The organism is Serratia sp. BNK-10, from assembly GCF_047456065.1.
GTDB classification, from domain to species: Bacteria; Pseudomonadota; Gammaproteobacteria; order Enterobacterales; family Enterobacteriaceae; genus Serratia; species Serratia ureilytica.
The window spans coordinates 3,867,925-3,884,587 of the sequence record NZ_CP179894.1 but is presented as its reverse complement, the minus strand read 5'-3'; the positions used below and the strand labels follow the sequence as shown (position 1 = coordinate 3,884,587).

Below are 16,663 nucleotides of genomic sequence, written 5' to 3'. Positions count from 1 at the left end.
ACAGGGCGGCCGTTACGCCGCCCGGGATTGAGGGTCAGGCGACGATTTCGTAGCAGGGCACATAGGCGCTGCCCGGCAGCTTCATGCGGTGCTGGGCAACAAAGCCCTGCAGCAGGCTGTCCATCTGCTTCATCATTTGCGGTTCGCCGTGCAGCTTGTACGGGCCGAACTGCTCAATGGCGTGGATGCCGTTTTCCTTCACGTTGCCAGCGACGATGCCGGAGAAGGCGCGGCGCAGCGCGGCGGCCAATTGCTCCGGCGGCTGGTTCGGATACAGGTTGAGGTTAGCCATGTTTTCGTGGGTCGGCTCGAACGGCAGTTGCAGATCCGGCGCGATGCGGATCGACCAGTTAAAGCTGTAGGCGTCGCCGGTGTTGCGGCGGTTTTCCTTCACCAGCGGCATGGCTTTTTTCATCTGCCGCGCCACTTCCGCCGGATCGTCGATGATGATGGTGTAATGGCGGCGCGCTTCGTCGCCCAGCGTGTTCATGATGAACTCGTCCAGCACGCGGAAGTAGTCGGCGCTCTCTTTCGGCCCGGTCAGGATCAGCGGCAGCACCTGTTCACTGTTCTCCGGGTTCATCAGGATACCCAACAGGTACAGCAGCTCTTCGGCGGTGCCGACGCCGCCCGGGAAGATAATGATGCCATGCGCGATGCGCACGAAGGCTTCCAGGCGTTTTTCGATGTCCGGCATGATCACCAGCTCGTTCACCAGCGGGTTAGGCGGCTCGGCGGCGATGATTGACGGCTCGGTCATGCCGATAAAGCGGCTGTTGCGGTAACGCTGCTGCGCGTGGCCGACCGCCGCGCCTTTCATCGGCGCTTCCATGGCGCCCGGCCCGCAGCCGGTGCAGATGTTGAGCTCGCGCAGGCCCAACTGGCTGCCGACCTTGCGCGCGTACAGGTATTCGTTCTCGTTGATCGAGTGCCCGCCCCAGCACACCACCATGTTGGGATCCTCATCCAGATGCAGCGTGCGCGCATTGCGCAGGATCGAGAACACCAGGTTGGTGATGTGGGCCGAGTTTTCCAGGTTCAGGTGTTGGAAACGGCCGGCGCTGGCGATTTGGCCGTGCACGAACAGAATGTCGCGCAACACGGCGAACAGGTTGGCCTGCAGTGAACGGATGATGCGGCCGTCGACGAACGCCTCTTCCGGTGGATTGACCAGCTCCAGCTTCACGCCACGCTCGCGGCGCAGCACGTTGATATCGAAGGTTTCATAGCGCGACAGCAGCTGTTTGCTGTTGTCGGTTTGGCTGCCGGAGTTCAACACGGCCAGCGAACAGTTGCGAAACAGGCGGTACAGGTCGCTGCTGGCGGTGCGCTTCAGCATGTCTACTTCCAGCTGCGACAATAAATCCATAGAGCCAAGCGGGCTGATGTGTGTAATCAAGGTAACTCCTTTGCACCCGGTGCGGGGCGGTAGTAATCCATACGCAGCAAAACAGCATCTCGTTATGGTTGGCGTGCTGCGGCGAAGCGGGCGCTCTGCCCGGCCGCAGCCTCGTTTTAACCTTACCGCCGTCCCTGCGCTTTTACCAACACAAACCGCTCGTTAGCTCAGTTGTTGAGCAATGTTTCGCACTTATTGGCGCGCCAGGCGGCCGTGCTCGGGAGCGAATGCGACGTTGCTGCGCCACGGGTTGATATCCAGTCCGCCGCGGCGGGTATAGCGGGCGTAAACCGTCAGGCTTTGCGGCCGGCAATAGCGCATCAGCTCGTTGAAGATGCGCTCGACGCATTGCTCGTGGAATTCGTTGTGGTGGCGGAAGGAAACCAGATAGCGCAGCAGCGCTTCGCGATCGAGCTTGCCGCCGCGGTAGCTTATCTGCACCGAGCCCCAGTCCGGCTGATGGGTGATCAGGCAGTTGGACTTCAGCAGGTGGCTGACCAATTGCTCTTCCACTACCTCTTCACCGGCGGCGTTTTGCAGGTAGTCGGCGTTGAACTCATAATTGTCGATGCGAATATCCTGCTGGTCGATGCAGTCGCCGGCCAGACGAGCGATCGGGCTGCCTTCCAGTTGGTCGACGCTGAACAGGGTGACGCTCACCTCGCCCTGGGCGCAGGCGGACAGATCGCGTTGCAGCGTGCTGCGCACCGTTTCCCAATCGGCGAACGGCGTTTGGTTGAAGCTGTTGAGATACAGCTTGAAGCTTTTCGATTCGATCAGGTTCAGGCTGTCGGCGTTGAGGCCGATCTCGCCCACCGCCACCTGAGGCAGCCCGTTGGCGTTCAGCCAGGAGAGTTCGTACAGCGTCCAGATGTCCGCGCCGTGGAAGGGCAGGTTGTCGGGATACAGCCCCAGCGGCTCGCGGTTCATGCTGCGCGGCACCGCCTGCAGCAGCGTGGCGTCGTAGCGATCGCGATAGGCGGTGGGTTTGCCCAGCGTCAGCCCTGACAGGGCCTGGTGGTCTTGATATGAGGACATCTGCTGTCACCTCGGTCAGAGATAGGTACAATGGCCGTCAGTTTAACGTATGCGAGAAAGAATATGGACCATGATGTATCGCACGCTCTGCGTGAATTCACTCAACGCTATGTCGAGTTGTGGCAGCAAGAGCGCGGCCACGCGCCGGCCAGCGAGGCGCTGTACGGCGTGCCGTCGCCCTGCATCGTGGAGAATCGCGAGGACGACGTGCTGTGGTTGCCGCAGCCTTTCGAACCGGCGGCGACGCTGGAGAAGGTAGAGGCCGCGCTGGAGCTGCGTTTGCAGCCGGATGCGCACCGTTTCTACACGCAGCAATACGCCGGTGACATGAGCGCGCAATTTGGGGAGCATCGCCTGAGCCTGCTGCAGGTATGGAGCGAAGAGGATTTCATCCGCCTGCAGGAGAATCTGATCGGCCATCTGGTGACGCAAAAGCGCCTCAAATTGTCACCGACTCTCTTCCTGGCGACCACCGAATCCGAGATGACGATGGTGTCGCTGTGCAACGTCAGCGGCAACGTGGTGCTGGAGCAGTTCGGCAGCGATAAGCGCACTTTGTTGGCGGCGACGCTGGGGAATTTCCTCGATGCGCTGCGCCCAGTGCTGGACTAAAGCGCGGCGGATTCGCCGTCGGTCGTGTAAGAGATCTCTCACACGGGCTGTGAGAGATCGCTCTTAATTTTTTTCACCTCTCTTTGGACTATGAGATTATTGTTATCCAGATCAATTGGTTAGAATTTCTTTAGGATAACTCTTAGTCTTAATTTAGTGTGAGACACCTCTCAAACCCTTGTGATTCCGGGAAATTTGAGCGATCTTATCATTACCGGCACGGACCCGGCGGAGCAGGAAAGCATCAGGATGATGCAGCTTCAGGAAGAAGAAAGGGATGCGCTCAGGCAAGAGCGAGGGATGGCGTCAGGAGATGCCCAGGATGTTTCAGGATTGAAACCAAGGACACCTCCAGGACGGAGATTGAGAGCCGGCGCAGGACTGTCGGCGGGTCAGGAAGGCTGAGGAACCGCGTCAGGACGATGCTGCAGGATGATGCAAGGACCACTTGGTCAGGATGGCCGCAGGAAAAGTTTTCAAGGATTGAGCAGGGAGCATGCTGTGTAGCGGGATGGCTATAAAACGAACCGGGGGCACTGTTAACGCAGTGCCCCCAACTTTTTGTTCTATCCCGCCGCGCGTGCGCCCCGTCTCAATCCTTCTTCCGCGTTAACCAATCGCGCCCAGCGTATCGCCTGCGCCCTGTTTTTTCGGCAGCAGGAACAGCGTGGCGTAGATATCCAGCAGGTAAATCGCCGCCAACAGGCTGATGGCGGCGGTAAACGACACCTGCGTCACCAGCGCACCGATCACCAATGGCCCCAGGCCGCCGACGCCGCGTCCCAGATTGAACAGGATGTTTTGCGCGGTGGCGCGCGCTTGCACCGGGTAGGTATCGGAAATCAACGCGCCGTAACCGCCGATCATGCCGTTGACGAACATGCCCATCACTGCGCCGGCGAACAGCATCAGCATCGGATCGCTCAACTGGGCGTAGCCGATCACCATCACCACCGCGCCGACCTGATACAGCACGAAGATCTTCCAGCGGGCGAAGCGGTCGGCCAGGACGCCGAACAGCCAGATGCCGAACGTCATGCCGACCACCGTCACCGCCGTCCACAGGCCGGACTTGGTGAGCGAGAAGCCGAAGTTTTTCGCCAGATAAGTCGGCATCCAGATCATCAGCCCGTAGTAGCCGAAATTCTGCACCGAACAGAGAATGAAGATGCCGATGCTGGCCTTGCTGGTGGCGCGATCCTTAAACAGCAGGCGCAAACGCTGAAGGAAGGAGAGCGGCTGCCCGGCGTCTTTCTGCCGCACGAATTCCTCCGGTTCGCCCAGCGTGCGGCGGATCAGGAATGACGCCAGCGCCGGCAGCAGGCCGACCAGGAACATGCCGCGCCAGCCGATATGTTCCAGCAGCAGCGGCGTCAGGAAAGCGGCCGCCAGCACCCCCAACTGCCAGCCCATGCCGACGTAGGCCGAAGCGCGGTTGCGTTTCTCCGCCGGCCAGGCTTCGGCGATCAGCGCCATGCCGATGCCGAACTCGCCGCCCAGCCCGATGCCCGCCAGCGTGCGATAGGCGAGTAGATCCCAATAGCCTTGCGCCACGGCGCACAGGCCGGTGAACAGGGAAAACATCAGGATGGTGATAGTCAGCACCCGGATGCGGCCGAAGCGATCGCTGAGATGGCCGAAGATCACGCCGCCCAGCACCGCGCCGATCAGCGTCCAGGTGACCAGCGAGCCGGCGGCCGATGAGGTTAATCCTAATTCGATGCTGATGGCCGGCAGCATAAAGCCGAGGATCAGCAGGTCAAACCCGTCCATGGCGTAACCGGTGACCGAGGCCAGCATGGCCTTACCGGGCGTCGCGTGATTTTTTTTCTCTGTTATTACGGACATGAATCTTTATCTGTGTGGTGAATTCGGTGGGGCTATTGTGCCGCGCGGCGGCGCACGCCACCAGATAAAAACGGCAGCCGGTCTCGGGCGCGCCAAATTTGGGCTATAAAAATGCTATGCTTTGCCGCCTTTCAGCCAGCGAGCTGAATATCATGATGAAAAGAGATCGGGAATGCAGATGAGTATACATAATCAGGTTCGCCGCAGTTTGCAGGCGATTGAACAATCCATGCGCGATTTGGCCTTGTGGCAGGCCGCGCCGCCCGAGCCTGAGGCTTTCTCCAGCACCGAGCCGTTCTGCATCGACAGCATGTCGGCCGAGGCTTGGCTGCAGTGGGTGTTTCTGCCGCGCATGTATGCGCTGTTGGACGCCGAAGCGCCGCTGCCGACGCGTTTTGCCATCACGCCTTACTTCGAGGAGGCGTTGAAGGAGCGTGAGCCGAGCAGTCTGCCGCTGTTGGTGCTGCTGCAGCAGTTGGATTTGATGTTGAATAAAGAGCCGTAATTCGCCGGCGGCGCGCAGATTTTTGCCGCCCGGCAGTGTAGAGTACTCGCGCGGATGCCGGGCAGGAGAGCCGACGGCGTCTTTAGGCTCGGTTAAACCGCGGCGGTTGACCGGGGGCTGCATTAGGATGATGAGGTGCTGCAATAATGGATTTATTAAGGTTTATCCTTCGTTTGCCTTTTACCCTGGTTAAGGGCGTTTGCCGCCTGTTGGGTGGGGTCTTGTCGCTGTTGGGGCGGTTGCTGAGACCGCTGGTCGGCAACCTCAGCTGGCGCGCGCCGGCCTGGTGGGCTGCGCTGCCGCGCGGTTTTCTGCGGCTGGAAAGCGGCGTGGATAAACATCCGAAAGCGATCGGTCTGGGCCTGCTGCTGCTGGCAGGCGCCGCGGGCGGCGCGTTTTACGGTTGGCACTGGTGGCAAAATCGGCCTCAGCCGATCGAACCGGCGCCGATGGTGGTTCAGGAGGTCAGCGCATCGCTGGCTAACCCCGCGCCGATAGATTACACCGCCGCCCGGCAAGCGCCACAAACGGTGAGTCTGGCCTTCAGCGGCTCGGTCGCGCCGATCGCCGCGGTGGGCAAAACCGTGAGCGCCGGCATCACCCTCAAACCGACGGCGGAAGGGCAGTGGGCGTGGAACAATGAATCGACGCTGGTGTTCACGCCGAAAAAGCCGCTGCCGATGGGCGCGAAATATGACGTGACCCTCGAGCCCGCTACCTTGCTGGCGCCGCAGGTCAAACTCGCCAAAACCCGCTATGCCTTCACCGTGCCTGCGTTCGGCTACCGTCTGGGGCAGGCCGAGTACTACCGCGATCCGCAGAATGCGCAGAAACGCAGCGCGATTTTCAATCTGCAGTTCAACGCGCCGGTCGACGTCGCCAGCTTTGAAAAACAGATTTCGCTGGGATTGAAAGAAGGCAGCGCCACCTCCGAGAAGAAGCTGAATTTCTCTCTGGTCTATGACGAGAAAAAACTGAACGCCTGGGTGCATTCCGAGCCGCTGCAGGCGCTGGATCAGGGCGGCGCGGTACATCTGACCGTCGGCAAGGGCGTTAAATCGACGGCGGCCGGCAACGCGGTCGAAGAGGCGAAAAGCAACTGGGTCAAGGTTCCCACCCTGTACAGCCTGGCGCTGAGCGACGCCAGCGCCCAGGTGGTGGACACCGACGGCGGCAAAGGGCAGCGTGCGCTGGTGGTTGGTTTCAGCGATGCGGTGAAGGATAAAGAGCTGGCGCGAGCCGCGAAAGCCTGGCTGCTGCCGCAGCACGATCCGAGCGATGCCGAGGCCGCCAATGATGCTGAAGACTTTTACCCATGGACGGTAGACAGCGTCGGCAAGAACGTGCTGGCGCAGGCGACGCCGCTGCCGTTGACGCTTAACGAGGCGGAAGAGGCCTATCAGCCGCAGTTCAGCTTCCGTTTTGACGCCCCGGCGCACCGCTTTATGCTGCTCGAGATCGATAACCAGCTGATCTCCGCCGGCGGTTACAAAATGCCGAAGAAGGTTTATCGGGTGGTCGAAGTGCCGGAGTTCCCGAAATCGCTGCAGTTCATGTCGCAGGGCTCGCTGCTGTCGGTCAACGGCGACAAGCAGATCAGCGTGGCGGCGCGCAACGTGGCGGGCCTGCGGCTGGACATCAAGCGGGTGATCCCGAGTCAGCTGCAGCACATTGTTTCCTTCAAAAGCCGGGAATACTCGTCCACGGAATTCAACCGGCTCAACGATGAGTATTTCACCGAGCATTTCAAATACCAGACGGCGCTCAACAACGAGCGGCCGGGGGAAGTGAATTATCAGGGCATCGATCTTTCCCGCTATCTCTCCACCAACGCCAGTTCCCATCGTGGGGTGTTTCTGTTGACGCTGTCGGAATGGCAGCCGAATCGCAAACCGGCGGCGGAAGAGGCGGGCGCCGAGCAGGAGCAGGAACAGGACGAGAGCGCAGGGGAAGAGCAGCCCGACGTCGGCGATTCGCGTTTTGTGGTGGTGACCGATCTGGGCATCGTCGCCAAGAGCTCGCAGGATAAGACGCGCGACGTCTTCGTGCAGTCGATCCAAAGCGGTGCGCCGGTCAGCGGCGCCAACGTATCTGTGGTGGCCAAAAACGGCGTGACGCTGCTCAGCCAAACCACCGGCGCCGACGGCCACGTGCGTTTCCCGGCGCTGGATGTGTACACCAACGAGCGCCAGCCGGTGATGTTCCTGGTGGAGAAAGAAGGGGATGTCTCCTTCCTGCCGACCGGCAGCTATAACGATCGCGGGCTGGATTTCTCGCGCTTCGACGTTGCCGGTGAACAAACGCCGACCGATCCGCGCACGCTCAGCAGCTACCTGTTCTCCGACCGCGGCGTGTATCGGCCGGGAGACACCTTCAATATCGGCCTGATCACTCGCGCCGCCGACTGGCGCGTTGGCCTCGCCGGCGTGCCGGTGCGCGCCGAAATTCGCGATCCGCGCGACAAGCTGATGTCCACCGTGCCGCTGACGCTGGGCGCCAGCGGTTTCAACGAACTGAGCTATACCACCGATGAAAACTCGCCCACCGGCGAGTGGAACGTTTATCTGTATCTGATCGGCAAAAACAACGACACCTCCACGCTGCTCGGCCATACCGCAGTCAATGTGAAGGAGTTCGAGCCGGATCAACTGAAAGTGAAGCTGGCGTTGACGCCGGACCGCCAGCAAGGCTGGGTCAAGCCGTCTGAGCTGAAGGCCAGCATCGATGTGCAGAACCTGTTCGGCACCCCGGCGCAAGATCGCCGTGTGACCACCAGGCTGACGCTGCGGCCAATGTATCCGAGCTTCGATCGCTTCCCGGATTATGCGTTCTACGAAAACCGACAAAACAGCGACGGGTTCGAAACCGAGCTGGAAGATCGCACCACCGATGAACACGGCGCGGCTGATATTCCGCTCGATCTGAAATCTTACGCCGACGCCACTTATCAGCTGCAGCTGTTGTCGGAGGCGTTCGTTGCCGGCGGCGGTCGCTCGGTGGCGGCTACCGCCCGTACGCTGGTTTCGCCTTACGATTACCTGATTGGGGTGAAGGCCGACGGCGATCTGGGCTACATCAATCGCGACGCGGAGCGGCATCTGAACGTGATCGCCATCGATCCGGCCCTGAAACAGATCGCCATGCCGAACCTGAAGCAGGTGCTGATCGAACAGAAATACATTTCGGTGCTGACCAAACAGGATTCGGGCGTTTACAAATACCAGTCGAAGATGAAGGAAGTACAGCTCTTGGAACAGCCGCTGGCGCTGGGCGATCAGGGCGCGGATCTGCGGCTGGCGACCGATAAGCCGGGCGACTTCGTGCTGGTGATCGAAGATGCGCAGGGCAAGACGCTCAACCGCGTCGCCTACAGCGTGGCCGGCAACGCCAACCTGAGCCGTTCGCTGGATCGCAACGCCGAACTGAAGCTAAAACTCAACCAGGCGGAATACCAGCCCGGTGAAGAGATCGAGGTGGCGATTAACGCGCCCTATACCGGCAGCGGCTTGATCACCATCGAGAAGGACAAGGTTTACGCCTGGCAGTGGTTCCACACCGACACCACCAGCTCCGTGCAGACGATCCGCGTGCCGGCCGGCATGGAGGGCAACGGCTACATCAACGTGCAGTTCGTGCGCGACATCAACTCCAGCGAGATCTTCATGAGCCCGCTGAGCTATGGCGTGATGCCGTTCAAGATCAGCACCAAGGCGCGCCAAAACAGCCTCGAGGTGACGGCGCCGGAGGTCATCAAACCGGGTGAAAACCTGACGATGACGGTCAAGACCGATGCGCCGCAGCAGGTGGCGCTGTTCGCCGTCGATGAGGGCATTCTGCAGGTGGCGCGTTACCGTCTGAAGGATCCGCTGGAGTTCTTCTTCAGCAAGCGCGAACTGAACGTGAGCAGCTCGCAGATCCTCGATCTGATCCTGCCGGAATTCAGCAAGCTGATGGCGTTGACCGCGGCGCCGGGCGGCGATGCGGGCGAAGGGCTGGATCTCAACCTCAACCCGTTCAAGCGCAAGCGCGATAAGCCGGTGGCCTATTGGTCCGGCATTACCGAGGTCAGCGGCGAGAAACAGTTCGTCTATCCGGTGCCGGATTACTTCAACGGCAAGATCCGCGTCATGGCGATTTCGGTGACGCCGGAGAAAATCGGCAAGGCGCAAACCGCCGCTACGGTGCGCGACAGCTTCATCATGACGCCGAACGTGCCGGCGATGGTGGCGCCGGGCGATGAGTTCGACGTCAGCGTGGGCGTCAGCAACAACCTCGAAGGGCTGAACGGCCAGTCGGCAGCCATCAACGTCCTGCTGACGCCGCCGCCGCAATTGGAGGTGGTGGGCAACGCGACGCAAAGCCTGACGCTGGCGGAAAAACGCGAGGGCGTGATCGCCTTCCGTCTGCGCGCCAAAGCCGTTTTGGGCGATGCGCCGCTGGTGTTCGACGCCCGTTACGGCGACCAGGCCAGCCGTCGCACCGTCAGCACCTCGGTGCGGCCGGCGGCGCCGTACCGTACTCAATCGGTGATGGGGCGCATGAGCGGCGGCAGCCAGAATGTCGATGGCCTGCGCCAGATGTTCGACGCTTTCGCGCAGCGCCGGGCGGCGGTGTCGAATTCGCCGCTGGTGCTGACCAGCGGGTTGGCGCAATACCTGGCGGATTATCCGTATTACTGTTCCGAGCAGATCGTCAGCCGTTCCATTCCGCTGATGTTGCAGAGCCGCCATCCAGAGATGAAAGGCAGCCTGAGCCAGGCGGAAGTCAGCAAGCAGCTGCGCAACCTGCTGGGCGTGCTGCGCGCCCGTCAGAACGACAGCGGGGCGATCGGCGCCTGGCGTTCGTCGCCGGATGCCGATCCTTTCGTCACGCCTTATGTGGTGCAATATCTGCTCGAAGCCAAAGCGGCGGGTTACGCCCTGCCGGAAGGCATGCTGGACGAAGCTAACGGCGCGCTGCGCGAGCTGGCGGCCAGCGGTTTCGATGATCTGTATCTGCTGCGCCTGCGTAGTTGGGCGGTCTACCTGCTGACGCTGCAGGGCGAAGTGACCACCAACTCGCTGGCGGCCGTGCAGGATACGCTGCAAAAACGCTATGGCGAAGGGTGGAAAACCGATCTGAGCGCGCTGTATCTGGCCTCTTCCTATCGTTTGTTGAAGATGGACGACGAAGCCGCCGCGCTGTTGCAACCCAGCTGGCAGCAACTGAGCAAAGCCTATGACAGCGCCTGGTGGACGCAGAACTATTTCGATCCGCTGGTGCAGGATGCGACGCGGCTGTATTTGATTACCCGTCACTTCCCTGAGAAGGTGGCGTCGATTCCGCCGCAGGTGCTGGAGAATATGGTCAAGGCACTGAAGGAAGAGCGTTATACCACCTACTCCTCTGCAATGAGCATCCTGGCGCTGGAAAGCTATTCGGCCCAGGTGGCGGCGCAATCCGCCAATGCGGACGCGTTAGGCATCGTGCAGGTGGGCAAAAGCGGCGGCGACCCGCAGCGCATCAGTGAGCTGCAGGGGCTGTTCGTTCAGGGGCAGTTCAACGCCGATGCCACCGCCGTGCGCTTCACCAACGGCGGCAGCGCGCCGGCCTGGTATGTGGTGACGCAGGCCGGTTACGATCTGAACGCGCCGCAAAAAGCGCTGTCGCGCGGGATTGAGATCGTCCGCGAGTACACCGACGAACAGGGCAAACCGGTGACGCAGGTGACGCTGGGGCAGAAGATCAACGTCCATCTGAAGGTGCGCGCCAACTCGAAAGAGGGGCAGAGCAACCTGGCGATTGTCGATCTGCTGCCGGGCGGGTTCGAAGTGGTGCAGCAGACGCCGCCGGAACCGGCCGATGCCGGTGAGGAGAGCGACGATCGCGGCGGCTGGCAGTCGCCGCTGGCCGCCACCGGCTCCACCTGGGCGCCGGATTACAGCGACATCCGTGAAGATCGGGTGATTATCTACGGCAGCGCCGGCACCGAGGTGCAGGAGTTCGTCTATCAGATCAAGGCCACCAATACCGGCAGCTTTATTATTCCACCGGCCTACGGCGAAGCCATGTATGACCGAGAAGTGCAGGCCATGTCGGCCGGCGGCGGCAAGCTGGTGGTGGTGCCGGCGGGCAACGACTAGGCCGTATCCGGCGCCAGGCCAGCGTCTGGCGCCGGAATGCTGAGAACGTATGAAGATCCTGACCGGGCGCGTGCTGCAAAACGGCTTGATGGCGGTGTTTTTACTGGCGCTGCTGTTGACCGCAATTCGGCTGTGGCCGCATCCGCCCCTGTGGCAGGGGCTGCCGCAGTCTTCCGTTTATTACGACAGGCACGGCGCGCTGCTGCGCATTACGCTGGCCAACGACGATCGCTACCGGCTGTGGACCCCGCTGGAGCAAGTGTCGCCGCTGGCGGTGCGCGGGTTGCTGCTGCACGAAGATCGTTGGTTCTACTATAACCCCGGCTTTAACCCTGTCAGCCTGATGCGCGGTTTCTGGCGCAGCTATGTCGCCGGCGGCAAAATGCAGGGCGGTTCGACCATCAGCATGCAGCTGGCGCGGATGCGCTGGCATCTCAATACCCGTACGCCGGGCGGCAAGGTGTTGCAGGTGCTGCGTGCGGTGCAGCTGGAACTGAGCTACTCCAAGCGCGATATCCTGGAAGCCTATTTGAATTACGCGCCCTACGGCCGCAACATTGAAAGCATCGGCGCCGCCAGCCTGATCTATTTCGCCAAGTCGCCGCGGGAGTTGACTCTGCCGGAGGCGCTGACGCTGGCGGTCTTGCCGCAGTCACCCAGCTACCGTCTGGAGCCGAAAACCGGCGTGCTCGGCGCGGCGTTGACGCAGGCGCGCAATCGTCTGTTCCAGCGTTGGCAGCGGGTTTACCCCACCGACGCCAGCCAGCAAACGCTGTTCCGCCTGCCGTTGGCGCTGCGGCAGCCTGAACAAGTGCCTTATATCGCACCGCACTTTATCGAACAGCTGCGCCTGCAGACGCAGCAACTGGTGCAGCGCGATACCCGCGTAGACACGACGCTGGACGCCGGGCTGCAGCGGCTGGTCGAACGGCAGGTCAACGCTTTTATCGCCCGCAACCGCAGCCGCGGCATCCAAAACGCCGCGGTGCTGCTGGTGGACAGCCGCGATATGGGGGTGCGCGCGCTGGTGGGCTCGGCGGACTATTACAATCGTCCGATCCAGGGGCAGGTGAACGGCACCAACGCCAAGCGTTCGCCGGGATCGACGCTGAAGCCGTTCATCTACGCGCTGGGCATGGAGCAGGGCGTGCTGCATCCGATGACCATTCTGAAAGACGTGCCTTCGTCGTTCGGCGCCTATGCGCCGGAAAATTTCGACCGGCGTTTTCTCGGCCCGGTGACCGCCACCGACGCGCTGAATTTCAGCCGTAACATCCCGGCTGTCTATGTCGCCTCACAGCTGCGTCAGCCGACCTTTTATCAGTTTTTGCGCCTGACCGGCGTCGCCAATATGGCCAATGAGGGCCACTACGGACTGTCGCTGGTGCTGGGCGGCGGCGAGGTGACGGCGCAGGAGCTGGCGAAGCTGTACGCGTTGCTGGCGAACCGCGGCGAGCTGCGGCCGCTGCGATTGCGGCTGAACGAGGGTGAACCGAGGCCGGTGCGGCTGTTGAGCGAGGAGGCCAGTTTCATCACGCTGGATATGCTGCGCCAGCACCGGCGGCCGGGCGATACGCTGGCGCAGCGTTCTTCGTCGCTGCCGGTGTACTGGAAGACCGGCACTTCATGGGGCTTTCGCGACGCCTGGAGCGTCGGGATTTTCGGCCCTTACGTGCTGGTGGTGTGGGAAGGCAACTTCGATGGGCGCGGCAACAATGCGTTGGTCGGCGCCGAGGCGGCCGCGCCGCTGTTTTTCAATATCATCGACAGCGTCAATGCCAGCTATCCCGCCCTGCGGGAACCGAAACATCCGTTCCCCAAGCGGCTGCGGCGGGTAGACATCTGTCTCGCCAGCGGCGATCTGCCGACGCCTTGGTGCCAGCAAAAGGGCAAGACCTGGTTCATTCCCGGCAAGTCGCCGATCAAGGTAGACAGCGTCTACCGGCCGGTGGTGCTGGATACTCACAGCGGCGAGGTTGTTTGCCCGCCGTATGACGCGGCGCAGACCCACACCGAAATTTTTGAATTCTGGCCTTCCGATTTGGCCAACGTGTTCGCCCAGGCCGGGCTGCCGAAGCGGGCGCCGCCGGTCAATCGCTGCAAGGACAACGGCATCGCCGTCGGCGGCAACGCGCCGCGCATCACCTCGCCGTTGAAAAACACCACTTATACCCTGCGCCAGTCGCAGCAGGGACGGGACAAAATCGCCTTCAATGCGGTGACGGACGCCGACAGCAAGACGGTGTACTGGTTCGTCGACGATATCTATCTCGGCAGCAGCGCCAGCAAAAAACCGATCGACTGGCGGCCGATCAATAACGGGCGCTACCGCATTCGGGCGGTGGACGATCGCGGCCGGGCCGATACGCGCCTGGTGACCATCGAATGGGTGAACTAGCGTTGCGTCCCATGCCTGTTATACTCGCGCCCGAAACGGCTATTGACCTGGGAATGCGATGTGATTGAGATTTTGTATCAGGATGAACACCTGGTGGCGGTGAACAAACCGTCGGGCTGGTTGGTGCACCGCAGTTGGCTGGACCGTCATGAAACTCGCTTTATGATGCAGACGGTGCGCGATCAGCTCGGGAAGCACGTCTTTACCGTGCACCGTCTCGATCGTCCGACGTCCGGCGTGCTGCTGATGGCGCTCTCCAGCGAGGTGGCGCGTCTGCTGTCGCAGCAGTTCGAGCAGCATCAGGTGCAGAAAACCTACCATGCGGTGGTGCGCGGTTACGTGCAGGAGGGGGCGACCCTCGACTACCCGCTGACGGCGGAGCTGGATAAAATCGCCGATAAACATGCCGATGCCGACAAGGGGCCGCAGCCGGCCGTGACGCACTACCGGCCGTTGGCGCAGGTAGAGATGCCGGTGGCCGTCGGCCGCTACGACAGCGCGCGTTACAGTCTGGTGGAACTGCAGCCGGAAACCGGCCGCAAACATCAGCTGCGGCGCCATATGGCGCACCTGCGCCACCCGATCATCGGCGACAGCAAGCACGGCGATCTGCGGCAGAATCGCGGGATGGCGCAGCATTTCGGTTGCCCGCGCCTGATGCTGCACGCCAGCCATCTGCAGCTGACGCACCCGGTGACCGGCGAGCCGCTGCAGGTAACGGCGCGCTGGGACGAGGCCTGGCAAGGGGTGATGGCGCAGTTCGGCTGGGCGAGGGTATTCCCTGAACTTGCCGGGGTTGAGTTTAGCGCGGCTAACGGTCAGGATAGCTGACAATTTTTAAAGGTAATGAAGGGAGTAGGAGCCATGGCTCAGGTTGGTATCTTCGTGGGAACGGTCTACGGCAATTCGCTGCTGGTGGCGGAAGAGGCGCAAAACATCCTCAGCGAGCAGGGCCATGAGGTCAAACTGTTCGAAGAGGGCACGCTGGAGGCCTGGCAGTTTTATCGTCAGCACTACGCGCTGGTGATCACCTCCACTACCGGGCAGGGCGATCTGCCGGACAGCATCGCGCCGCTGTTCCACGCTATCCGCGATCAGGTTGGCTATCAGCCGGAGCTGCGCTATGGGCTGATCGCCCTCGGCGACAGCAGCTATGACCACTTCTGCGGCGCTGGGCGCACGTTCGATGCGCTGCTGCAGGAACAGGGCGCCACCCGCGTTGGCGAAGTGCTGGAAATCGATGCGATGGAACAGCCGGAGCCGGAAGTGGCCGCCTGCCCGTGGGTCGAGCAGTGGGGCACGCTGCTGCAGTCATAACGTAAAAAGGCGCCGCAAAAGGGCGCCTTAACGATGATGCGGGTCAGCCGATCCGCATTATTTGCCGCGGGTGAGTTTTTCCAGATCGGCTTCGATCTCGGCAATCTTGTGCGACACCACGCCTTCGAGATGGCGCAGGTCGTCGAGGATTTTACGCTTCAGATCCACTTCCACCTGATCGCGCTGGCACAGCTGATCCAGCTCGTCGATCACGTAACGCAGGTTCGGGTTGATCTCGTGAATTTCCTTGTAGCCCTGGCCGGCGTTGTCCGCCACCACGGTTTTACGCTGGCGCGGATACTTGAACTTCACGCTCTTGGCGAAGAACTCGCCCTTGTCCTTGCGGAAATAGATCTTGAGGATGTCGTTGTTGGCCTCTTGACGCAGGCTATAGCGATCGACGTCTTCCGGTTGATTGATGCCCAAACTCTTCAAGTTATCGTACATACTGCGCCCTCTTTAGATGTGATCGTTATATTCCACGACTGCGATTATGGCGGAAAGCGAGATCTGCGACTGTGACTGCCAGCGAAACGCAGACAAAAAAATAGCGGGTGAATCACCCGCTATTTCAATTTAGTCGATAGTACGCAATAACTCATTAATGCCGACTTTACCGCGCGTTTTGGCGTCGACTTTCTTGACGATCACCGCGCAGTACAGGCTGTAAGAACCGTCTTTCGACGGCAGGTTGCCGGAAACCACCACCGAGCCCGCCGGCACGCGGCCGTAATGGATTTCGCCGGTCTCGCGGTCATAGATGCGGGTGCTCTGGCCGAGGTAGACGCCCATCGAAATCACCGAGCCTTCTTCCACGATCACGCCTTCCACCACTTCGGAACGCGCGCCGATGAAGCAGTTGTCTTCGATGATGGTCGGGTTGGCCTGCAGCGGCTCGAGCACGCCGCCGATGCCGACGCCGCCGGACAGGTGAACGTTTTTGCCGATCTGCGCGCAAGAACCGACGGTGGCCCAGGTGTCGACCATGGTGCCTTCGTCGACGTAGGCGCCGATGTTAACGTAAGACGGCATCAGCACGGTGTTGCGAGCGATGAACGCGCCCTGGCGCACGGTGGCCGGCGGCACGACGCGGAAGCCTTCCTTCTGGAAGCGTGCTTCGTCGTAGTCGGCGAATTTCATCGGCACTTTGTCGTAGTAGCGGGTTTCCGCGCCGTCCATCACCTTGTTGTCGTTGATGCGGAAAGAGAGCAGCACGGCTTTCTTCAGCCACTGGTGGGTGACCCATTGACCGTCGATCTTCTCGGCGACGCGCAGGGCGCCGCTGTCCAGCAGGCCGATCACCTGGTTTACCGCTTCGCGCGTTACGGTGTCTACGTTCGCCGGGGTGATGTCCGCACGGCGTTCGAAGGCGCTTTCAATAACGTTCTGTAATTGCTGCATGCTGTTCTCTTTCCTGATGTTGT

Annotated in this window: 11 protein-coding genes; 6 read left to right on the top strand and 5 right to left on the bottom strand. The window is 61.3% G+C overall.

The window, feature by feature from the left end; all coding sequences use genetic code 11:
• Nucleotides 1-34: 34 nt before the first annotated feature.
• Both ppnN and queF read right to left on the bottom strand, forming a co-directional pair.
• The gene (gene ppnN, locus ACMGG9_RS18710; RefSeq protein WP_021505658.1) at nucleotides 35-1,399 is read right to left on the bottom strand and encodes a nucleotide 5'-monophosphate nucleosidase PpnN; all 1,365 of its coding nucleotides are present in this window, start codon (nucleotides 1,397-1,399) and stop codon (nucleotides 35-37) included.
• Nucleotides 1,400-1,591: 192 nt separating this feature from the next.
• Entirely contained in the window at nucleotides 1,592-2,437 is an 846-nt protein-coding gene (gene queF, locus ACMGG9_RS18705) for an NADPH-dependent 7-cyano-7-deazaguanine reductase QueF (RefSeq protein ID WP_414161623.1), read from the bottom strand.
• Between the two features lie 63 nt (nucleotides 2,438-2,500).
• Between queF and syd the strand changes: the two genes are divergently transcribed.
• Entirely contained in the window at nucleotides 2,501-3,049 is a 549-nt protein-coding gene (syd, locus tag ACMGG9_RS18700) for a SecY-interacting protein (RefSeq protein WP_033644866.1), read from the top strand.
• Nucleotides 3,050-3,658: 609 nt separating this feature from the next.
• Here syd and ACMGG9_RS18695 read toward each other — a convergent pair.
• On the bottom strand, nucleotides 3,659-4,897 hold the full coding sequence (locus tag ACMGG9_RS18695) for an MFS transporter (protein WP_033644867.1): 1,239 nt from the start codon (nucleotides 4,895-4,897) through the stop codon (nucleotides 3,659-3,661).
• 178 nt (nucleotides 4,898-5,075) lie between these two features.
• Here ACMGG9_RS18695 and ACMGG9_RS18690 point away from each other — a divergent pair, with 178 nt between their 5' ends.
• The 5 genes from ACMGG9_RS18690 to ACMGG9_RS18670 all read left to right on the top strand — a co-directional run bounded on the left by ACMGG9_RS18690 (nucleotide 5,076) and on the right by ACMGG9_RS18670 (nucleotide 15,239).
• Nucleotides 5,076-5,402 (top strand): YqcC family protein, encoded by a 327-nt coding sequence (locus ACMGG9_RS18690; protein WP_033644943.1) that lies wholly within the window; start codon nucleotides 5,076-5,078, stop codon nucleotides 5,400-5,402.
• A 146-nt stretch (nucleotides 5,403-5,548) separates the two neighbouring features.
• On the top strand, nucleotides 5,549-11,524 hold the full coding sequence (locus ACMGG9_RS18685; RefSeq protein WP_414161622.1) for an alpha-2-macroglobulin: 5,976 nt from the start codon (nucleotides 5,549-5,551) through the stop codon (nucleotides 11,522-11,524).
• Nucleotides 11,525-11,573: 49 nt separating this feature from the next.
• Nucleotides 11,574-13,922, top strand: a complete 2,349-nt coding sequence (pbpC, locus tag ACMGG9_RS18680; protein ID WP_342193373.1) for a penicillin-binding protein 1C — start codon at nucleotides 11,574-11,576, stop codon at nucleotides 13,920-13,922.
• Between the two features lie 60 nt (nucleotides 13,923-13,982).
• On the top strand, nucleotides 13,983-14,753 hold the full coding sequence (gene truC / locus ACMGG9_RS18675) for a tRNA pseudouridine(65) synthase TruC (RefSeq protein WP_342193374.1): 771 nt from the start codon (nucleotides 13,983-13,985) through the stop codon (nucleotides 14,751-14,753).
• Between the two features lie 33 nt (nucleotides 14,754-14,786).
• The gene (locus ACMGG9_RS18670; RefSeq protein ID WP_033644870.1) at nucleotides 14,787-15,239 is read left to right on the top strand and encodes a flavodoxin; all 453 of its coding nucleotides are present in this window, start codon (nucleotides 14,787-14,789) and stop codon (nucleotides 15,237-15,239) included.
• Nucleotides 15,240-15,296: 57 nt separating this feature from the next.
• Here the strand turns inward: ACMGG9_RS18670 and ACMGG9_RS18665 are convergent, their stop codons facing one another.
• Nucleotides 15,297-15,686, bottom strand: a complete 390-nt coding sequence (locus tag ACMGG9_RS18665; RefSeq protein ID WP_004931929.1) for a DUF3461 family protein — start codon at nucleotides 15,684-15,686, stop codon at nucleotides 15,297-15,299.
• Nucleotides 15,687-15,815: 129 nt separating this feature from the next.
• On the bottom strand, nucleotides 15,816-16,640 hold the full coding sequence (gene dapD, locus ACMGG9_RS18660; RefSeq protein WP_004931932.1) for a 2,3,4,5-tetrahydropyridine-2,6-dicarboxylate N-succinyltransferase: 825 nt from the start codon (nucleotides 16,638-16,640) through the stop codon (nucleotides 15,816-15,818).
• Nucleotides 16,641-16,663 lie beyond the last annotated feature (23 nt).

What these genes read in the sequence shown, in the direction of transcription:
- ACMGG9_RS18685 (WP_414161622.1), top strand. Translation starts at nt 5,549, where the DNA reads ATGGATTTATTAAGGTTTATCCTTCGTTTGCCTTTTACCCTGGTTAAG.
- queF (WP_414161623.1), bottom strand. Translation starts at nt 2,437, where the DNA reads ATGTCCTCATATCAAGACCACCAGGCCCTGTCAGGGCTGACGCTGGGC.
- pbpC (WP_342193373.1), top strand. Translation starts at nt 11,574, where the DNA reads ATGAAGATCCTGACCGGGCGCGTGCTGCAAAACGGCTTGATGGCGGTG.
- syd (WP_033644866.1), top strand. Translation starts at nt 2,501, where the DNA reads ATGGACCATGATGTATCGCACGCTCTGCGTGAATTCACTCAACGCTAT.
- ACMGG9_RS18670 (WP_033644870.1), top strand. Translation starts at nt 14,787, where the DNA reads ATGGCTCAGGTTGGTATCTTCGTGGGAACGGTCTACGGCAATTCGCTG.
- ACMGG9_RS18695 (WP_033644867.1), bottom strand. Translation starts at nt 4,897, where the DNA reads ATGTCCGTAATAACAGAGAAAAAAAATCACGCGACGCCCGGTAAGGCC.
- ACMGG9_RS18665 (WP_004931929.1), bottom strand. Translation starts at nt 15,686, where the DNA reads ATGTACGATAACTTGAAGAGTTTGGGCATCAATCAACCGGAAGACGTC.
- ACMGG9_RS18690 (WP_033644943.1), top strand. Translation starts at nt 5,076, where the DNA reads ATGAGTATACATAATCAGGTTCGCCGCAGTTTGCAGGCGATTGAACAA.
- dapD (WP_004931932.1), bottom strand. Translation starts at nt 16,640, where the DNA reads ATGCAGCAATTACAGAACGTTATTGAAAGCGCCTTCGAACGCCGTGCG.